Origin of the sequence: Sphingomonas sp. (assembly GCF_035944535.1) — a bacterium.
Lineage (GTDB): Bacteria > Pseudomonadota > Alphaproteobacteria > Sphingomonadales > Sphingomonadaceae > Sphingomonas_B.
Window position 1 is genome coordinate 1 of record NZ_DASZBC010000001.1, and the last position, 16,626, is coordinate 16,626.

The 16,626-nt window shown below is 68.0% G+C and carries 13 protein-coding genes and 1 pseudogene; 5 read left to right on the forward strand and 9 right to left on the reverse strand.

Translation table 11 applies throughout. The annotated features are described in order from the left end of the window. Positions 1-330 precede the first annotated feature (330 nt). Both VGT77_RS00005 and VGT77_RS00010 read right to left on the reverse strand, forming a co-directional pair. Positions 331-1,848: an acetyl-CoA acetyltransferase gene (locus tag VGT77_RS00005; RefSeq protein WP_327458315.1), complete on the reverse strand. Its 1,518-nt coding sequence runs from the start codon at positions 1,846-1,848 to the stop codon at positions 331-333. Further along, positions 1,845-2,981, reverse strand: coding sequence for an NAD(P)/FAD-dependent oxidoreductase (locus tag VGT77_RS00010; protein ID WP_414713336.1), 1,137 nt, complete (start codon positions 2,979-2,981; stop codon positions 1,845-1,847). The genes VGT77_RS00005 and VGT77_RS00010 overlap by 4 nt, the downstream gene beginning before the upstream one ends. 377 nt (positions 2,982-3,358) lie before the next feature. Between VGT77_RS00010 and VGT77_RS00015 the strand changes: the two genes are divergently transcribed. Beyond that, positions 3,359-3,790 carry a hypothetical protein gene (locus VGT77_RS00015; RefSeq protein WP_327458319.1) on the forward strand — a complete coding sequence of 144 codons (432 nt, stop codon included), beginning with the start codon at positions 3,359-3,361 and terminating at the stop codon, positions 3,788-3,790. A 67-nt stretch (positions 3,791-3,857) separates the two neighbouring features. After that, entirely contained in the window at positions 3,858-4,268 is a 411-nt protein-coding gene (locus VGT77_RS00020) for a cell envelope integrity protein TolA (protein WP_327458320.1), read from the forward strand. A gap of 91 nt (positions 4,269-4,359) precedes the next feature. Here VGT77_RS00020 and VGT77_RS00025 read toward each other — a convergent pair whose 3' ends face one another. Together VGT77_RS00025 and VGT77_RS00030 are read right to left on the reverse strand one after the other, a co-directional pair. Next, positions 4,360-8,499 carry a translocation/assembly module TamB domain-containing protein gene (locus VGT77_RS00025; RefSeq protein WP_327458321.1) on the reverse strand — a complete coding sequence of 1,380 codons (4,140 nt, stop codon included), beginning with the start codon at positions 8,497-8,499 and terminating at the stop codon, positions 4,360-4,362. Then, positions 8,499-10,571, reverse strand: a complete 2,073-nt coding sequence (locus VGT77_RS00030; RefSeq protein ID WP_327458323.1) for an autotransporter assembly complex protein TamA — start codon at positions 10,569-10,571, stop codon at positions 8,499-8,501. The genes VGT77_RS00025 and VGT77_RS00030 overlap by 1 nt, the downstream gene beginning before the upstream one ends. A gap of 115 nt (positions 10,572-10,686) precedes the next feature. Here VGT77_RS00030 and VGT77_RS00035 point away from each other — a divergent pair, with 115 nt between their 5' ends. Beyond that, positions 10,687-11,301 (forward strand): PilZ domain-containing protein, encoded by a 615-nt coding sequence (locus tag VGT77_RS00035; protein ID WP_327458325.1) that lies wholly within the window; start codon positions 10,687-10,689, stop codon positions 11,299-11,301. On the opposite strand, the gene VGT77_RS00040 is transcribed toward VGT77_RS00035, so the two are convergent. Continuing rightward, positions 11,289-11,633 (reverse strand): VanZ family protein, encoded by a 345-nt coding sequence (locus VGT77_RS00040; protein WP_327458327.1) that lies wholly within the window; start codon positions 11,631-11,633, stop codon positions 11,289-11,291. The two genes, VGT77_RS00035 and VGT77_RS00040, sit on opposite strands and share 13 nt — an antisense overlap. Positions 11,634-11,728: 95 nt before the next feature. Between VGT77_RS00040 and aat the strand changes: the two genes are divergently transcribed. Continuing rightward, positions 11,729-12,460, forward strand: a complete 732-nt coding sequence (aat, locus tag VGT77_RS00045) for a leucyl/phenylalanyl-tRNA--protein transferase (protein WP_327458329.1) — start codon at positions 11,729-11,731, stop codon at positions 12,458-12,460. A 35-nt stretch (positions 12,461-12,495) separates the two neighbouring features. Here the strand turns inward: aat and VGT77_RS00050 are convergent. The 4 genes and pseudogenes from VGT77_RS00050 to VGT77_RS00065 form a co-directional block, all read right to left on the reverse strand. Then, positions 12,496-12,921, reverse strand: a pseudogene (locus VGT77_RS00050) (DUF2155 domain-containing protein); the annotation flags it as partial. Then, positions 12,918-13,319 carry an NADH:ubiquinone oxidoreductase subunit NDUFA12 gene (locus VGT77_RS00055; protein WP_327458331.1) on the reverse strand — a complete coding sequence of 134 codons (402 nt, stop codon included), beginning with the start codon at positions 13,317-13,319 and terminating at the stop codon, positions 12,918-12,920. The pseudogene VGT77_RS00050 and the gene VGT77_RS00055, both read right to left, overlap by 4 nt. Before the next feature lie 58 nt (positions 13,320-13,377). After that, on the reverse strand, positions 13,378-13,974 hold the full coding sequence (locus tag VGT77_RS00060; protein ID WP_327458333.1) for a cold-shock protein: 597 nt from the start codon (positions 13,972-13,974) through the stop codon (positions 13,378-13,380). Between the two features lie 75 nt (positions 13,975-14,049). After that, positions 14,050-14,589: a regulatory protein RecX gene (locus VGT77_RS00065; RefSeq protein WP_327458335.1), complete on the reverse strand. Its 540-nt coding sequence runs from the start codon at positions 14,587-14,589 to the stop codon at positions 14,050-14,052. Between the two features lie 162 nt (positions 14,590-14,751). Between VGT77_RS00065 and VGT77_RS00070 the strand changes: the two genes are divergently transcribed. After that, positions 14,752-16,473: a fatty acyl-AMP ligase gene (locus VGT77_RS00070; protein WP_327458337.1), complete on the forward strand. Its 1,722-nt coding sequence runs from the start codon at positions 14,752-14,754 to the stop codon at positions 16,471-16,473. Positions 16,474-16,626 lie beyond the last annotated feature (153 nt).

The following is a 16,626-nucleotide window of genomic DNA, read 5'->3' on the forward strand; positions in this document are numbered from 1 at the left end:
CTCCTTACGTATGGATACGTGAAGGACATACAGACAGACTTGGCTTTAACCGATTACCCGACGCCTAGAAGCCGCCAGAAACCGGAGCCGCCGCCCACATGTCCCTTCATCATACATCAACAATGTCAAAGAGCCGAAAACGAAGGACAACCGATCTTGCCCTATTGCTAGGGTGATCAGCGCCCTCATTCCGTTGACCGCCTCAGTGGGGACCATGTGGTCCGCGTCGCTGCGGTGGAGGCGCATATATGGGGGCGATTCCGGAGCGTCAACTCTTGGATCGGTTTTTTTCCAAGTTTTTGAAATCCCCCGTATTCTCCGCAATTCCGTTCAGTCGGAGAAGCGGAAGGCATTGGCCTTCGCCCCCGACTCCACCCGAATCCGGCGCCCGATCGGCTCGCCGGTCAGCAGCGCGCCGAACTCCGGCGAACCGGGCAGAGCCGCCGCAGCGGTGCGCGCACCGGCTTCGGTGCGGGCGATGATTGCAGCGCCGACGGGCTGCCCCTTCGCGTAGGAGATGGTGAAGCTCTCGATGGCCGCAAGCCCATCAGGCGTCGGATCAACCAGGACGCGCTCGGCGGTGATGCGCGCCTCCAGTTCGCTGGCCTGGAGCGGGCGCCATTTCCGCGGGCGATTAGTCGAGTAGAGGCCGACCGACTCCTTCGACATGAAGCCGCCATTGGCGCTGATCAGGCCGAGCTCTCCGGGTGCCGCGCGGAGGCGTTCGGCCAGAGCGGCGATCGCGAACAGGCTATAGGCGTTGCCGGGCCCGCCGAAATAAGGAAGCCCGCCGGTGACGGTCAGCCGCTCCCCGTAGTCGGCCGGAATACCGAGCGCTTCGCAGGCGGCGACCACCGCGCAAGGGAAGCAGCTGTAGATATCCATCGGCCCGACCTGCTCCGCGCGCGCCCTGGCCATGTCGAACGCGGCGGCGGCGGCAAGCCCGGCGGCGCGGGACCGGCCCAAATCCGGGCGCTCGATCAGCGGCAGATCCGCGAGCGTCGCATAGCCGTGCAGATAGACCCGCTTCTCGCGCGGAACGCCCAGCGCGTCGGCGCGCGCGTCCGTGGTCATCAGCACGGCGGCGCCCTGGTTCACGGCGTCCTGCGCGACCAGCCACTTCGGATAGGGATCGCTGACCGGGTAATTGTCCGCGCTGACGGTCGAGAGGAAACCGGCCGAGCGCTCCAGCGGGAACTGCGAATAGGGATTGGCTGCGGCGACTTTCGAGAAGCCGGCGAAAAGCTCGGCCATGGCCTTCAGATGCGCGGTGCGGCTGCGGCCGAGGCGGGCGCGCTGGGCGTGCTCGATGAGCGAATAGACGATCACCGGGACGTAGAGGCCGTGGCGAACCTCGAGCGGGTGGATGGCGATGTCGCCGGGGCCGCGATCGTCGAGCTGGCCCTCCACCTCCTCGTGCCAATCGAGTTCGATGCCGGCGCGAGTGGCTGCGCGCTCGAGACCGGTCGCCTCGGCGGCGACGATCAGCGCCATCTCGCATGCGCCGGCGTGGAGCGCCTCGGCGCACTCGTTGACGAAGGCCTGGGGCGACTGGCCGCCGATCACGCCGTAGATGGCGATGCGCGGAGCGGCGCCGATGCGGTTGGCGACGGCTCGCGGGAAGTTGGACGCGGCGCCGAACGGGTGCCGGCCGGGCGGGCGGTTATCGGCGGTCATGCGCACGGCAGCGATGCGGTCGATGCCGGCCTGTTCGGGCGTCAGGCCGGCATCGGCGAGGGCCCGGCGGGCGGCCTCGGCGGCGAGACCCACGGGCGAGAGTTCGGGAGCCTTGCGGGGCTCGCCGCGATAGACGGTCTGGCCGACGCCGATCAGCACGGGGGTGTTCATGGCTCTCCTCCGATCGCAGTGCCGGCGGCCCAGCCGCTCGCCCAGGCCCATTGAAAGTTATAGCCGCCGAGCCAGCCGGTCACGTCCACCGCCTCGCCGATGGCGTATAGGCCCCGCACGCGGCGCGCCTCCATCGTCTGGGAGGAAAGTTCGGCGGTGCTGATGCCGCCGGCAGTGACTTCGGCCTTTGCAAAACCTTCGCTGCCATTTGGGTGGAAGGACCAGGCGGACAGGCGCTGCGCCGCCTGCCGAAGTTGCGCGTCGGGCGTGTTGGCCAGTTCGCGGGTCAGGCCGATCCTCTCGGCCAAGGTTTCGGCGAGGCGGTCGGGCAAGTGCCTGGACAATTCGCTGCGCAGGGTGATGCGCGGTGAAGTGCGCTTCGCCTCGAGCAGCCAATCCGGCGTTCGGCCGGGCAGAAAGTCGACCGCGACAGGCTCGCCATGGCGCCAATAGCTTGAGACCTGGAGGATGGCGGGGCCGGACAGGCCGCGGTGGGTGAAGAGTGCGGCTTCGCGGAAGCTGGCCTTGTTCGCGGTCGCGACGACTTCGGTGGCGACGCCCGACAAGGTGCGGAACAAGGCCTCGTCGCCGCCCAGGGTGAGTGGGACGAGCGCGGGGCGCGGCTCCACCACCTTCAGGCCGAAGCGACGGGCGAGGTCGTAGGCGAAGCCCGTCGCGCCAAGCTTCGGGATGGAGGGTCCGCCGGTGGCGATCACAAGGGCAGGCGCTTGAACTTCGCGGCTGCCGAGCGCGACACGGAAGCGGCCATCGGCATAGCCGATCTCGCCGGCGGCACGCCCGAGCGACAGCTCTATTCTGCCGCGTTCGCCTTCGGCGAGCAGCATGTCGACGATCTGCCGTGCCGAGCCGTCGCAGAAGAGCTGGCCCAGAGTCTTTTCGTGCCAGGCGATGCGGTGGCGCTCGACCAGGTCGATAAAGTCCTGCGGCGTGTAGCGGCGGAGTGCCGACTTGGCGAAATGCGGGTTGGCGGAGAGATAGCGGTCGGGCGCGGTGTGGATGTTGGTGAAGTTGCAGCGGCCGCCGCCCGAGATCAGAATCTTCTTGCCCGGCCGATCCGCATGTTCGACGACCAAGACCCGCTTGCCGCGCTGGCCTGCCACGGCCGCGCACATCAGCCCGGCCGCACCGCCGCCCAGCACGATCGCATCATAGTCGTTCACGGGGCGAGCCTTAGCAAAGCGTTCGCCAAGGCATAGCGATTTTCGCCAACTTAGAAGCGGAGGGAGTTGCTGTATTCAGTAATCTGAACATCTTAGCGATTTGGCACGGCTGTTGCGAAGGAGAGGACAAGCGGCGGACGGCCCGCCGAAACAGTGAAGGACAAAGATCATGACCCGCACCAATGACCTCACCGCCCGCTTCTTCGCCTTTGCCGGCGCGCTGCTGCTCGCGACGCTGAGCCTCGCCGCGTCAGTCGGCCCGGCCATGACCAACCTGCCCATCGCCTGAACCCGCTACCAAATGCCGCTCCAGGCGTTAGAGGGGCGGCATGACGAAAAGCGCAACCGACCTGATGCAGGAGATCATCTTCTCCGCCGTGATCGACTCGATTCAGGCGCTGAAGACGGCATCCAAGGGCCTGCCCAACACGCTGTTGCGCGACCTGAACGCGATCCACGCCAATATCACCGTGGCCGACCTGCCCGAGGAGGTGCAGGCGGCGATCGCGACCAATGTGCGCTCCGCCTTCACCCGCCTGCTGAAGGAAGGCTATTCGGTTCAGCCGGGACGCGGCACGCCCGAGCGGCGCGCGCCGGCACCTGCGCCCGTGGTCGGGCGCGGACAAAGGCGCCCTCCGGCTCCTGCAGGTCGGCCAGGCGGAGGGGCGCCCGGAGGACCGGGCGGGCGACCGGGTGGCGGACCGTCCAGCCCCGGGGGCCGTCCAGGCGGACGGCGCGGGCCGCCCAAGCCGCGAAGCTAGTCCCACGACGATTTCGTGATAGGATGCGGTTCAACTCGTTGGAACCGCACCTATATCGCGCGCCATCATGTTGCGATCGCTTACTTTTCTGACGCTCGGCGGATTGTCGCTTTCGGCCTGCGCAACGTCCGCGCCGCCGCCGCGCCGTGGCCTTGCGCCGGAGCTGGCCAGAAAGGTGACCGCGGATGCGGCGGCGCAGGTGCGGCGCTGTTACCGTACCCCCAAGGTCCTGGGCGAAGGCAAACGGATCACCACCCGGCTTCATGTCCGCTATGCGCCGGACGGGACGATCATCGGCTTGCCGACGGTGATCGCGCAGAGCGGGGTGACGCCTGCCAATCACATTTTCGCCGACGAAATGGCGCAGGCGGCGATCGCATCCGTAGTGCGCTGCTCGCCGCTGAAGCTGCCGCCCGAGCTTTACGAGTTCGGATGGAACGACTTCGAGCTGACATTCAGTCCGGCGCTGAGGGGTTAACTCCCGTTATTGCGAGCATAGCGAAGCAATCCAGTCGAGCCTGAACACCGCTGGATTGCTTCGTCGCTGCGCTCCTCGCAATGACGAAGGATCAGTAATCCTTCCGGTAGCGCAGCTCGACGCTGGTGCCGGAGAAGCTGCTGACCTGCGACAAGAGGCTCAGCGCCCGTGACAGGGCGACGTTGATCTGCGTGGCGGTGAAGCCGCGGGCGTCGGTGATGAATTCCACATAGATGCGGTTGGAGATGTAGGTGCCCGCAGCGACGGCGGTGCCGCGGCCGGTCGTCTCGTCGCCGCCGAGGATGCGGAGCCGGTCGATGCCCGCCACCGAGCGGAGCTTGCCGAGCGGGTTCAAGCCGCCGCCGCCGCCACGCAGGCTGTTAAGCGCGGCGGCGAGCTGCACCGCCTGAATGGCAGAGATGTTGGTGATCGATTCACCGAACAGGGCGCGGGACAGGAGTTCGTCCTGCGGCAGCTGCGGGTTGGACGTGAAGCTGATCTGCGGGCTCTGCGCGCGGCCGCCGATCACGATCGTGATGGCGGTGCCCTGCACGTCGCCGGTCGCGCGGATGTTGAGCGTGGGGTTGGTGCCGCCGGTGAAGGTGACGCTGCTGTTATCGTCCAGCTCGAAGCGGCGCCCGGCAAAGCTGTAAGTGCCGCGGATCAGCGCGGCGCGGCCGGAGACGATCGGCGCCGCGGAGGTGCCGGTCACCCGCAGATCGGCGGACCATTCGGACTCGAGGCCCATGCCCGACACGAAGATCTGGTTGTTGGCGCGGACCCGCAGGTCGAGGTTGAACAGGCCGGAAAGCGGGACTGCCTCATCCGGCTCGGTCGAAGGCGGCGGCGCGCCCTTGCGGCGCACGCCTTCGAGCACCGCGACTTCGGCAGCGCCCTGACGCACGATCTGATAGCGCGCTTCGGGCAGGCGGACATCGCCTGAGATGGTGGCATTGGCGCCCGCAACCTTGACCAGCCGCACCTCACCTGTCGCGGTGGCGCCGAGCGCGTCGGAGCGGGCCAGGCGCGCACGATTCAGTGTCGCGCGAATATCGATCGGATAGCCGGCGGCAGAGGAGAGCCCGACCGTGCCGCGGCCTGTGACGGTGCCGTCGCCTGCCTGGCCGGCGAACTCGCTGATCTCCAGCCGGTCGTTGCTGAAGCGGCCGGTCAGGCGGATGTTGCGGATGCGCGTGCCGTAGGTCTCGTTCACATAGCCGAGCGTATTGGCGCGGACGATGCCGGTCAGCTGCGGGCGCTGGACCCGGCCACTGAAATCCGCGGCGAGGCCAATGGGTCCCGTCAGCTGCTGGTCGGCGATCCCGGTCAATGACCAAAGCACGCTTGCCGGGCCGTTATATCGGATGCCGCCTGCAAGCGGCGCGGCGAGCAGGCGCTCGCTCCAGCTGCCGCCGCCACCGACCGGCTGCAGCCGCGCCTGGAGCCGGCCGATGGCCGCGCCGCCGCGGCGGATCACCGTGTTCAGCACACCACCTTCCGGCCGCAGCGTGCCGAGCACGGCAAGATCGACCGGCTGGGACACGACGGCCGCGCCCGAGCGGGCGAAATTGTCCACGTCCAGCCGCAGATCGGCGCGTGGGAAAGCGTTGCCGGTCTGCGCAAAGGACAGGCTGCCGGTGGCGCGGCCGCCCACGCCCGCTCCGGACGCGAAGGCGTTCAGCACGGAAAGGTCGAGATTGTCGAAGCGGCTGCGCAGTTCCAGACCCGGACCAAAGCGGCCGGCAAGACGGACTTGTCCTTGCGGCAGGGCGATCGAGGCCGGCTCGAGCTCATAGCCGCCCCGCTGAGCCCGGATCACTGCCGGACGCGCGAGACGGAAGGGGATTGTGTTCACCCGCCCCTGCATGGCGACGCGGTAGAGGCCGGGCGAGAGATCGGCATTGGCCGCGATGTTGAAGGTTGCGCCACTCCGGCCATTGGCAACGAGAGCCGCGGTGCCGCGGCCACCCTGATAGTTGATGCGCGCGCGTGCGGTCTGCACGAGCAGATTGCCCTGGCGGACGCCGGCGGCCTGGATGTCGGCGATCACGAGCGGCGCTGTCGGATAGAGCACCAGCCGTGCCTCGACCAGCGCACGGCCGATGCGGATCGGCGGATTGGCGGGGAAGACAGCGTTATTGGCTCGGGCGGAGACCTGGGCGGTCTGAATGCGGCCCTGCGCACCGAGGCGGACAGTGCCGGTGAAGCCCGAGCCATTGAGGCTCAGCTGGCCCGCAAATGGACCGGCCGCGGTCTGCACCACGCGCCCTGCGAAATCGACGCCGGCGAAGCGTGCACGCCTGATGTCGACGGCCAGCGGACTGCCGCCCGCGCGCACGAACAGGTCGGCACTGAACGGGCCATAGGGCGAGCCACCGCTGGCGGTGATCGCATAGCCATTGCCGGTCGAACGGACGACCGCGTCGACATTGGTGAGCTGAATGCCGATGTTCGGCCGCGCAGCGCGGATGCGGATTTGCGGCCGCGTAGCGGTGCCCGTGACAAACACCGTCAGCGGGCCGTAATCGTCCGACACGCCGGTTGCGCGGAAACTGATGCCGCCGTCCGGCCGGTAGGTGCCTCCGCCGTCACTGATGCGGAGCTTGGGCGCTGCGAGGCGGAGGCGGCTGATCGTCACCAGACCGCCATCGCCATAGGCGATGCGGCCGGTGACCAAAGTCCGGCCGCCGAGCAGGTTGCGGGCGCTCTCATTGTCGATGCGGAGGGTCTGGGCGGCGAAACGGCCGGTCAGCGCGAAGCCGCCACGCGGCGTGGTCACCAGGTTCACATCGGTGTCGAGGCCGATGATGCCGATGCCCTCAATCAGGTAATTGTTGATCCGGCCCTTCAGCCCGCCGCGATAGACGCCGCTCGACAGGTCCGCGACCACGACGGCGACGGCGTTGATCTGCGGCGAGCGGATGCGGAGATTGTCGGACAGGATGGTGTCGCCGGCGACCGCGAGATCGCCATCGATCCGGACATCGGTGAGCAGGCCGGCGACCGACGCGTTCAGCCCGGTGATGCGGGCGGCGCGGGCGCTGACCGGGACGATGATCCGGTCCGCATTGACGCGCGCGCGGCCGCCGGCCTGAAGGCCCTGGACAAGAGTGTCGTTGAAGCCGATCCGTTCGGCGGTGAGGCGATAGTCCACCACCGGCCGCGCCATGGGGCCGTCGAGCAGCATCCGCAGCCGGACGTTGCGGCCGCTGAGGTTTGGCGCCAGCGAAGCCGGGCGGATCAGGCGGCTATCCACCCGCAGCGCGCCGAAGCGGCTGCGCGCGAGATCCACTTCGCCCTGTCCGTCCACGGACAAGGCGTCGGAGCGGAGCGCGAAGCGGGTATCGGCGATCCGCTTCTCGACCGCGGCAGTCGCATCGACGATCACTACCGGCCCCAATCGCGTCAGGGCGGGATTGTAGAGGCCGGGGCGTGTCGGTCCGCGCAAAGTGAAGCTGCCGTTGCGCGCTGCCAGGGCAAGGTTCGCCAGCGGCTGGCCAGCCAAAGCTGCCTGGACGCGGCCGTTCCAGGCCTGCCAACTGCCGCGGCCGGCAATCTGCGCCTGGAGCGGCTGGGTCAGGCCGGCCATGTTCGCGACGACGCCGCCCGCGGGCGCAGTCAGCTGCGCTTCGATGTCGAGCTTGTTGTCGTCGGGCACGGCATCGAGCACCAGCCGCAGCCGGTCGCCGCCGCCCGCGACCACCGCATTGGCGCGGACCTGAGCGCGACGATCGGCAATGCGCGCGCTGCCATCGATGCTGGCGACGCGGCGCTGGCCCGCAACCGGGGGTTCCAGCACCAGCCGGTCGACGCGGAGCCGGCCGATGTCTATATCGAGGTCGGGCAGGATCGGCGCGTTCGGGTCGGTCGGCACCGGCTTCAATGCCGGCATGCGCATCAGCGTGACCAGCGGCGCTGTCGCGGAGCGGATATCCACGCGATTGCGGATGTAAGCAAAAGGTCGCCAGTCCACTTCGATACGCGGGGCCGTCGCGAATACGCCTTTGGTGTCGCTGACGCGCAGGTCGCGCAACACCATCTTGCCGTAGATCGAGCCTTCAATCCGCCCGACCTGGAAGCGCAGTCCCGAAGCCGTCGAAAAGCCGGCGATCCGGTCGGCGACGAAGCGCTTGCCGGGATCAGTGTTGAGGCCGAGCAGGGCGACGCCGACGAGCACCAGCAGCGCGAGCAGAATGCCGCCGGCCCAGAGCGCGATCCGCCGTGCCCGCATCAGAAGGCCTGCCCGATCGACACGTAGAGGGTGATCCAGGACTCACCACGGCGGCGGCCGAGCGGCGTCGCGACATCGACGCGAAGCGGACCGAAATTGGTGTAGAGCCGCCCGCCAATCCCCGCTCCGAAGCGCAGGTCCGACAGCTTGGGCGTGCTGCCTTCATAGACCTGCCCCGCGTCGAGGAAGGCGACCACGCCGTAATTGCCGAAGCGGTAGCGGCCCTCAATCGCGAATTCGTTGACGCTGCGGCCGCCGAGCGGGACCGAGAGCGTTTCCGGCTCCTTGTCCGGTTCGGTGGGATCGAAGTCTGGGTTCGGCACCACCTGGCGCGGGCCGAGCTCCTGAAAGCCGAAGCCGCGCACCGAGCCGCCGCCGCCCGCGTACAAGCGTCGGGAGGGGGCGATCTCGTCGCGCGGCGCGCCGACGATGGAGCCGAAGCGGACGCGCCCGGCGAGCACGAAGCTGTCGCCTGCCGGATAATAGGCGCTGCCGTCGATCAGCGTCCGAACATATTGCTCCATCGAGCCTTTGGCCCGCTGTGAGATTTCGGGACTGATCCGGCCGGTGAGGCGGAAGCCCTTGGTCGGATCGAGCAGATTGTTCGAGCGGTCGTAACCGAGCTGCGCGGGCAAAGCGCCGATGAAGTAAGTGCCGTCGCCCAGCGTCCGGCCTGGCAGCTTACGACGCTCGTCGGTGGTGATCAGTTCGAAGCCATAATTCCAGGTCCAGCGCTTCTGCCAGATCGGCGTCGACTCGCGCGAGATGCGGCCGGCGAGCTGGGCGGTGAACGCCTCATAGGCCTCATAATCCTGGTGCGAGGCATTGAGCGTGAGACTGACGGTGCGGTCGCGGCGGCCAGCATTGTTGCGGCGGAAGGTGACGGACGCGCCCTGTTCCTGTGTGCCCGCCACGCCGCTGACGATCAGTCCGCCTTCGGGCGGGAACAGGTTCCGGTGCGTCCAGCTGCCACGCAGCGTGAAGCCCTGGCCGGTCGCGAAGCCCGCCTGCGCAGCAAGGGTGCGCGGCGGACCTGCCTGCTGGACAACGCGCAGGTCGACGCGCTCGGTACCATCCGGCCCCGGCTGGCCCGTGCGCACCGGCTCGACCGCGACGCTGGAGAAGAGCCCGGTCGCGACCATCGCCTCGCGCAGATCGTCGACCTTGCGGCTGTCGTACAGGTCGCCGGGCTTGAAGCGGGTCAGCACCCCGACATGGCGCGCGTCGAAGGCGAGCTTGCCCGTCGTGGTCACGCCGCCGAAGCTGCTGCGCGGGCCGGAATCGACCGGGAGCGTATAGTCGGCGAGCTGCGTCGCCGGATCGAGCAGCACGTCGCGCCGGCCGAGCTCGACAAAGGGATAGCCGTTCTGCGGCAGGCGCAGGAGGACGTTCGCCTCGCCCGCCTCAATATCGGCGGCGACGATCGGATCGCCCGGCTTTAGCTCCAGCGCATCGCGTGCGAGGCCGGGCGGCAGCGTGTCCGGCCCGGTAACGGCGATGGCGCCAAGCTTGTAGCGCGGACCCGGCACCGCGCTGATCGTCGCGATGCTGCGGTTGGTCTCGTTCGGCACCGGCTCGACGCGCGACGTGACGACCGCGTCATAATAGCCTTCGGAGTGGAGGATGGAGAGAGCGAGCCGCTCATCCTCCCGCGCCCGCGCTGAGATGACGGCGCCGTTCGCCGCCTGGCCGTCGCCCTTGTCGAGTGCGGACAAGCTGCGGAAGCGGCCTTCCAGATCGACCGCGTCGAGCCCTTCGACTGCGACACGGTAACGGACGGTGGCAGCGTTCTCTTCTTCCTCAGCGGCGACGGGTTCGGTCGGCGTCGTCACGTCGAAGGTGGCGAGCGGCGGCAGCGGCTCGGTGAGCGCGGGATCCTGCACGGGCGGTGGCGGCTGGCTGAAATCCTCGATCGGCGCGAGGGGCGCGTCCAGATTGTCCTCGACACGCGGCAAGGCCGCCTCGAACTCCGCGTCCGGGACGATCGCCTCCCCCGGCGCCGGCTGCTGCGCAAGGGTCTGCGCGCCGGGCACACAGGCCAGCACCGCCGCAGCCAAACCAATCGACTTCAAACGCGAAACCCCTTTCTGCACCGCAACGCGAGCAGGTGCAGCATGGTTCCGCAGGCGGCACGAAATGCTGCCGCAGATTAACGGAATTTAGGCGATTGCCCCGTAGCTTGGCGCCATGAGCACCGCCCTCGCCTTCCAACCCGAGCCGCAGGACGAGCCGGACGACCGCCGGACCGGCGCGCGGCACATCTCCGTGCTCCGCGTGGCGAGGGGTCTCTGGAACGGCCGCGACCAGCTCTGCGTGGTCCGCAACATCTCCGAAGGCGGGCTGATGTTCGAATGCCTGCACATGCCGGAGGTGGGACAGGAGCTGGTTATCGAGCTGCGATCAGACAAGCAGATGCACGGCGTGGTGCGCTGGACACGCGGGAATGGCGCGGGCGTCGAACTCGACCAGCCGATAGATGTCGAGCGGATGCTGCGCGAGGAACGGAGCTCGCTACTGCGCGTGCGGCCGCGGGCGCCGCGTTTCGCCCGCCGCGGACCGCTGCGCGTGGTCGTCGACGGCGAAACGATTGCCGGCGAAGTGGTGGACATATCAGTGACCGGCGTCAGCTGCCGCCTCGATGCACCCGTTCAGCGCGGCCCGGTAGTGGTGGCGATCGACGAAGTGGCGGTGACGAACGCTCTGGTCCGCTGGACCAAGGGAGATGTCGCCGGGATCAGCTTCGAAAAGCCGCTCCCCTGGCGCCCGTTCCAGCTTTGGCTCGACCGGGCTCAGCCGCGCTGAGGCCTCACGCTGGTCCAGCGGCGCCATGCCCAGAGCAGGACCAGCACCACGGCAATACCGATGCTATCGGCGATCCAGTCGCGCACGTCGCGGCTGCGGCCGAAATAGGGCTGCACCAGCTCGATCAGCGCGCCAAAGGCTGAGAGCGCCACCGCGAGCTTCAGCAGATGCGTTCGCGCATAGGCTAGCCCGGCCAGGCCCATCAGCACGCCGAACGTGATCGCGTGCTGGGTCTTGTCCGATCCCGGCACCGTCACCGTGATCGGTCGCAGCGTGACGTAGAGAGTGGCCAAGACGGCGAACCAGAAGAGAGCGATGAAGAGCGTGCGCACGGGAACCTGAGCTGTTGGGCGGTCTCCCTTAGCGGCAGTAGCGGCACGAAGGAAATGGCTCACCTTTTCCGATCCAGCCGCTATCTAGGCGCGCGATGCGGCCGCTCGACAGCGATCTCCTCCTGCGCGCCTATGCGGCCGGGATCTTTCCGATGGCGGACAGCCGGCGTGCGCGCGAAGTCTATTGGGTCGAACCGGCGATGCGCGGCATCCTGCCGCTCGACGCATTTCACCTGTCGCGGTCGCTCGCCAAGACGGTGCGCTCCGACCGCTACACCGTCACCGCCGACCGGGCCTTTGCCGAGGTTATCCGCGCCTGCGCGGAGCTGCGCGTGCGCGAGGGCGGCACCTGGATCAATGCGCAGATTGAACAGGCCTGCAACGAGCTGTTCACCCGCGGTCACGCCCATTCGGTCGAATGCTGGCAGGAGGGGGAGCTGGTCGGCGGGCTCTACGGAGTGAGCCTGGGCGGCGCCTTCTTCGGCGAGAGCATGTTCTCCCGCGCGCGCGACGCGTCGAAGGTGGCGCTGGCGCATCTGGTCGCGCGGCTGCGGGTGGGCGGATACCGGCTGCTCGACTGCCAGTTCCTGACCGACCACCTTGCTTCACTGGGTGCGGTCGAGGTGCCGCGCGCGGCCTATGTCGGATTGCTGGGCGCGGCCGTTTCGGCAGGCGCCGGAGGGGCAGGCGCATCGCCGCCCGACTTCCGCGAGCTCGACCGCCTGGCCGGCGTGTTGCCGCCGGACGAGGATCCGGAAGTGGCGCGGATGGTCGCCGGGCCGATCTCCGGATGCGTCATCGTGCAGCTCTTGGGCCAGACGTCATAGACCGGGTCTTCGACCACGTTCAGCGACGGCGATTCCTTGTAGAGCCAGCCCGAGAAGACGCGGCGCCACTTATTCTCGAGGCCGAGCCGATCGACCTGCACGAAGGCGCCGGTGAGCTTCTGCGTCTCCCAGGGCGCGGTCGTCTCGCAGGCGCGCAGGCGCACGATGACATTGCCGGCGCGCAGAGCCTGGCCGGGCTTCATCGTCAGGTCGCGGGAGATGCCGTTGCGCTTGTTGAGGAGGCCGATCACGGCGACCCGCTCGGCCATCGGCGTTTCCTTGCCGGTGACCGGGGGCGGTGCCGCTTCGGGGCGCGCACTGCCCCCCTTGGACGTCGCTTTCGGTGCTGCCGGCGCCTCCGTGGAAACGGGCGCGGCGCTCTCATTCTGCAGCGCGACGGCACCGCCGGCGAGGGCCGCAAGCGCGGCAAAGCCGGTCGCCAGCGTCAGAGGACGGTTCATGCCTCGTCCGGACTCCAGGCCTCGTAATCGCCGGTCGAAGCGGCGCGGACGCCGCCGGCTTCGAGCGCGCCGGGCGGACGATAGGCCTGGGCGGTGCCGGTCAGGTTCGGCACCGGCTCCTTCTGCCAGGAGCGCGCGGGCGGCAGCGCCTTGTCCGGCACGTCCTCGGCCTGGTGGTGCAGCCAGCTATGCCATTCGGGCGGCACCCGGCTGGCATCGTTCGCGCCCTTGTAGATCACCCAGCGGGGGCGATAGCCGAACTCGTTCGGCTTCTTGCCCTCGAAATAGACATTGCCCCACTGGTCCTCGCCGACCTTGCCGCCATGACGGCGCGTGTGCAGCGCGGTGCCGATGGTGGCGCCGTTCCACCATGTGAAGATCGATGCGAGCAAACCCATGGGCAGGCCGTTTAGCGGCAGGCCCGTGCGGAAGAAAGCCGCTTCTGCGCCGAGCGCCCTATGCGCGCGCCTGAACCTCGACGGCGAGCGGCCCCTTCTTCCCTTCCGCGATCCGGGCGGACACTTTCAGGTCCGGCTGGACGTCGATGATGCCGGCGCGGCGGAAGGTTTCCATATGGACGAACACGTCGGCGCCATCGGAACCGCGCACCAGAAAGCCATAGCCCTTTAGCCGGTTGAACCATTTGACGCTCGCCGGCTCGGGCTCGCCCGCCTGATCGGCCAGTTGCAGCGGGTCGACCCGGTCCTTCGGCGCCGAGAGCAGGTCGAGATCGGGTCCGGTCGCAGTGCTAAGATCGAAGCTCAACAGCCGGCGCGCCTGCAACCCTCGGTCGCGGCGCACTGCCAGGCATTCGACTCGACAGCCCTCGGGCAGGCTGCGGCGGCCATGATCGCGCAGCACGGAGAAGTGGATCAGTATGTCCCCGACACCGTTGTCAGCCACGACGAAGCCGAAGCCGCGAGTCGCGTCGAACCATTTGACGGCACCGGAATGCCGTTCAAGCTCATGTACTTGGCCGCTCTGCACTTCGTCCGCCCAGCGGTTGTCCGCCATGACGTCGAGCACGGGCACGGCATTCCTCTCCGTCTTCACGCGACGTTACCCCCTATTCGCTCGGGGCCAGCATAGCGGAAATGTAGCAAATCCGAAACGAAGATTCATCATCTGTTAACGATCGTCCCGCTCCGGGATTTCGCCCGGCCGAGCCTCCGCCAACCGGCGTGCGGTGGCGAGATCATGTCCGGCCCGCAGCAGCACGCCGATCGCCTTTTCACGTCCCGCGCGATCCGGCGCTACCCCCGCGAACGGGCCGATCCGCTTGCGCCGCGCGAGGTCGAGCGCGGCGTCCCAAGCGCCGGCACGGGCATCCTGCTGGGCCGGCGCCGCATCCTCTTCTCTGATGCCGGCCGCTTTGAGCGCCTGACCGATCCGTCGCGGGCCATAGCCGCGCCGCACCAAGGCACCGGCTCTGGACTGCGCAAAGCCGCGATCATCGACATAGCCGAGACTCGCCATGCGTTCCGCCAATGCGTGCGCATCGGGCGCCTCATCGCCGCTCCAGCCACGCTCGCGGAGCTTGCGCTGCAGATATTGGGCTAGCTTGGCGCGGCTGGTCGCGTACCGCTCGACATAGCGGAGCGCCAGCCGCTCCAGCGCGGCAGGGTCCAGCGGCGGCACCTGCCGGTCATGACGCCACGATTGTGCCACAGTCAGGTCCGATTTAGACCGCGCGCACAGGGGAATAGGACGAGTTGCATCCGCGTCACGCCTGACAGTGTCAGGTTGAAGACAGGTTGAGGCAAGAGAAAAGGGGCAGAAGCGATGCTGCACGCGCCCGTCGCCGTCCAAACAGGGTCGTATACGCAAGAGATGACAGATTTGATTGCCACGCCGACCGACGATGCGCTGCCGCGCCGTTTTTCCGACTTCGACACGCTCGGGGAAGCGCTCGACTATGCGGCGCAGGGTAAGCGCGGATTCAATTTCTGCGATGCGCGCGGATCGCTGGCGCGGCCCTACACCTATTCCGAACTGCGCGACGACGCGCTGGACCATGCGCACCGGCTTGTCGCGCGCGGTATCGGCAAAGGCGAGCGCGTCGCCCTGATCGCCGAAACCGGCCCCGAATTCGCGGCGCTGTTCTTCGGCACGGTCTATGCGGGCGCCTGGCCGGTGCCGCTGCCCTTGCCAACCTCGTTCGGCGGCGCGGCTGCCTATGTCGACCAGTTGAAAGTGCAGCTCGACAGCTGCGATCCGGTGCTGCTCCTCTACCCCGCCGAGCTGGAGAGCATGGCGAGCGAGGCCGCGCGCCAGGCGGATGTCGCGGCGACGGATTGGGAGTCCTTCGGCCAGGTCGCGGCGTTGCCGGCGGACCTTCCCACCGCCCGGCCGGATGACATTGCCTATCTGCAATATTCTAGCGGATCGACGCGCTTTCCGCACGGTGTCGCGGTCACCCACCGCGCTCTGCTCAACAACCTGTCGGCGCACTCACACGGCATGGAGTTGCAGGACAGCGACCGCTGCATCTCGTGGCTGCCTTGGTATCACGATATGGGGCTGGTCGGCTGCATGTTGTCGCCAGTCGCCAATCAGGTGTCGGTCGATTATCTGAAGACCGAAGATTTCGCCCGCCGCCCGCTTGCCTGGCTGGACCTGATCAGCCGCAACCAGGGCACCTCGATCAGCTATTCGCCGACTTTCGGTTACGACATTTGCGCGCGGCGCATGTCGAGCCAGACGCGCGCATCCGACCGCTTCGACCTGTCGCGCTGGCGGCTGGCCGGCAACGGCGCCGACATGATCCGCCCGGACGTGATGCAGAGCTTCGTCGACGCCTTCGCCGATGCCGGCTTCAAGGCGAGCGCCTTCCTGCCGAGCTATGGCCTGGCCGAGGCCACCCTGGCGGTGACGATCATGCCTCCGGGCGAAGGCATTCAGGTGGAGTTGGTCGAGGAAACCGAGCTGTCCGGGGGCGCGGCCGCCAATGATGGGCCGCAGCGTTTCCGCGCGGTGGTCAATTGCGGCAAGCCGGTCAAGGACATGACCGTCGAAGTGCGCGACGAAGACGGCTCGCCGCTGCCCGAGCGCGCCATCGGCAAGGTCTGGTGCAAGGGACCGTCGGTCATGGCCGGATATTTCCGCGACCCTGACGCCACCGCGGCCTGCCTGATCGACGATTGGCTGGACACGGGTGATATGGGCTATTTGTCCGGCGGCTATCTCTACATTGTCGGCCGCGCCAAGGACATGATCATCATCAACGGCAAAAACCATTGGCCCCAGGACATCGAATGGGCGGTGGAGCAGCTGCCGGGCTTCAAGGCGGGCGACATCGCCGCCTTCGCGATCACCCTGCCGGGTGGCGAGGAGACGCCGGCCGTGCTGGTCCAGTGCCGCACGTCCGACCAGGACGAGCGCGCCCGGCTGCGCGACGCGATCCGCGACAAGGTGCGCAGCATCACCGGAATGAACTGCGTGGTCGAACTGGTGCCGCCGCGCACCCTGCCGCGGACCAGCTCCGGCAAGCTCAGCCGGGCCAAGGCGCGCAACCTCTATCTCTCGGGCGAGATCCAGCCGCTGGCGGCCTAAGCTTTTCGTCATTGCGAGGAGCGCAGCGGCGAAGCAATCCAGCCGCGCTGGCGGATGGATTGCTTCGCTCCGCTCGCAATGACGAGATGGGGCGGGTGAGCAGGCGTCTGACCGCTTACCTTATGTCAACCAAGGCTCGCTAGCGTGGCGCGC

Bases quoted from the DNA above. Each gene is read 5' to 3' on its own strand.
- VGT77_RS00070 (WP_327458337.1), top strand. From the start codon at position 14,752: ATGACAGATTTGATTGCCACGCCGACCGACGATGCGCTGCCGCGCCGT.
- VGT77_RS00035 (WP_327458325.1), top strand. From the start codon at position 10,687: ATGAGCACCGCCCTCGCCTTCCAACCCGAGCCGCAGGACGAGCCGGAC.
- VGT77_RS00020 (WP_327458320.1), top strand. From the start codon at position 3,858: ATGTTGCGATCGCTTACTTTTCTGACGCTCGGCGGATTGTCGCTTTCG.
- VGT77_RS00055 (WP_327458331.1), bottom strand. From the start codon at position 13,319: ATGGGTTTGCTCGCATCGATCTTCACATGGTGGAACGGCGCCACCATC.
- aat (WP_327458329.1), top strand. From the start codon at position 11,729: ATGCGGCCGCTCGACAGCGATCTCCTCCTGCGCGCCTATGCGGCCGGG.
- VGT77_RS00005 (WP_327458315.1), bottom strand. From the start codon at position 1,848: ATGAACACCCCCGTGCTGATCGGCGTCGGCCAGACCGTCTATCGCGGC.
- VGT77_RS00015 (WP_327458319.1), top strand. From the start codon at position 3,359: ATGACGAAAAGCGCAACCGACCTGATGCAGGAGATCATCTTCTCCGCC.
- VGT77_RS00010 (WP_414713336.1), bottom strand. From the start codon at position 2,981: ATGTGCGCGGCCGTGGCAGGCCAGCGCGGCAAGCGGGTCTTGGTCGTC.
- VGT77_RS00025 (WP_327458321.1), bottom strand. From the start codon at position 8,499: ATGCGGGCACGGCGGATCGCGCTCTGGGCCGGCGGCATTCTGCTCGCG.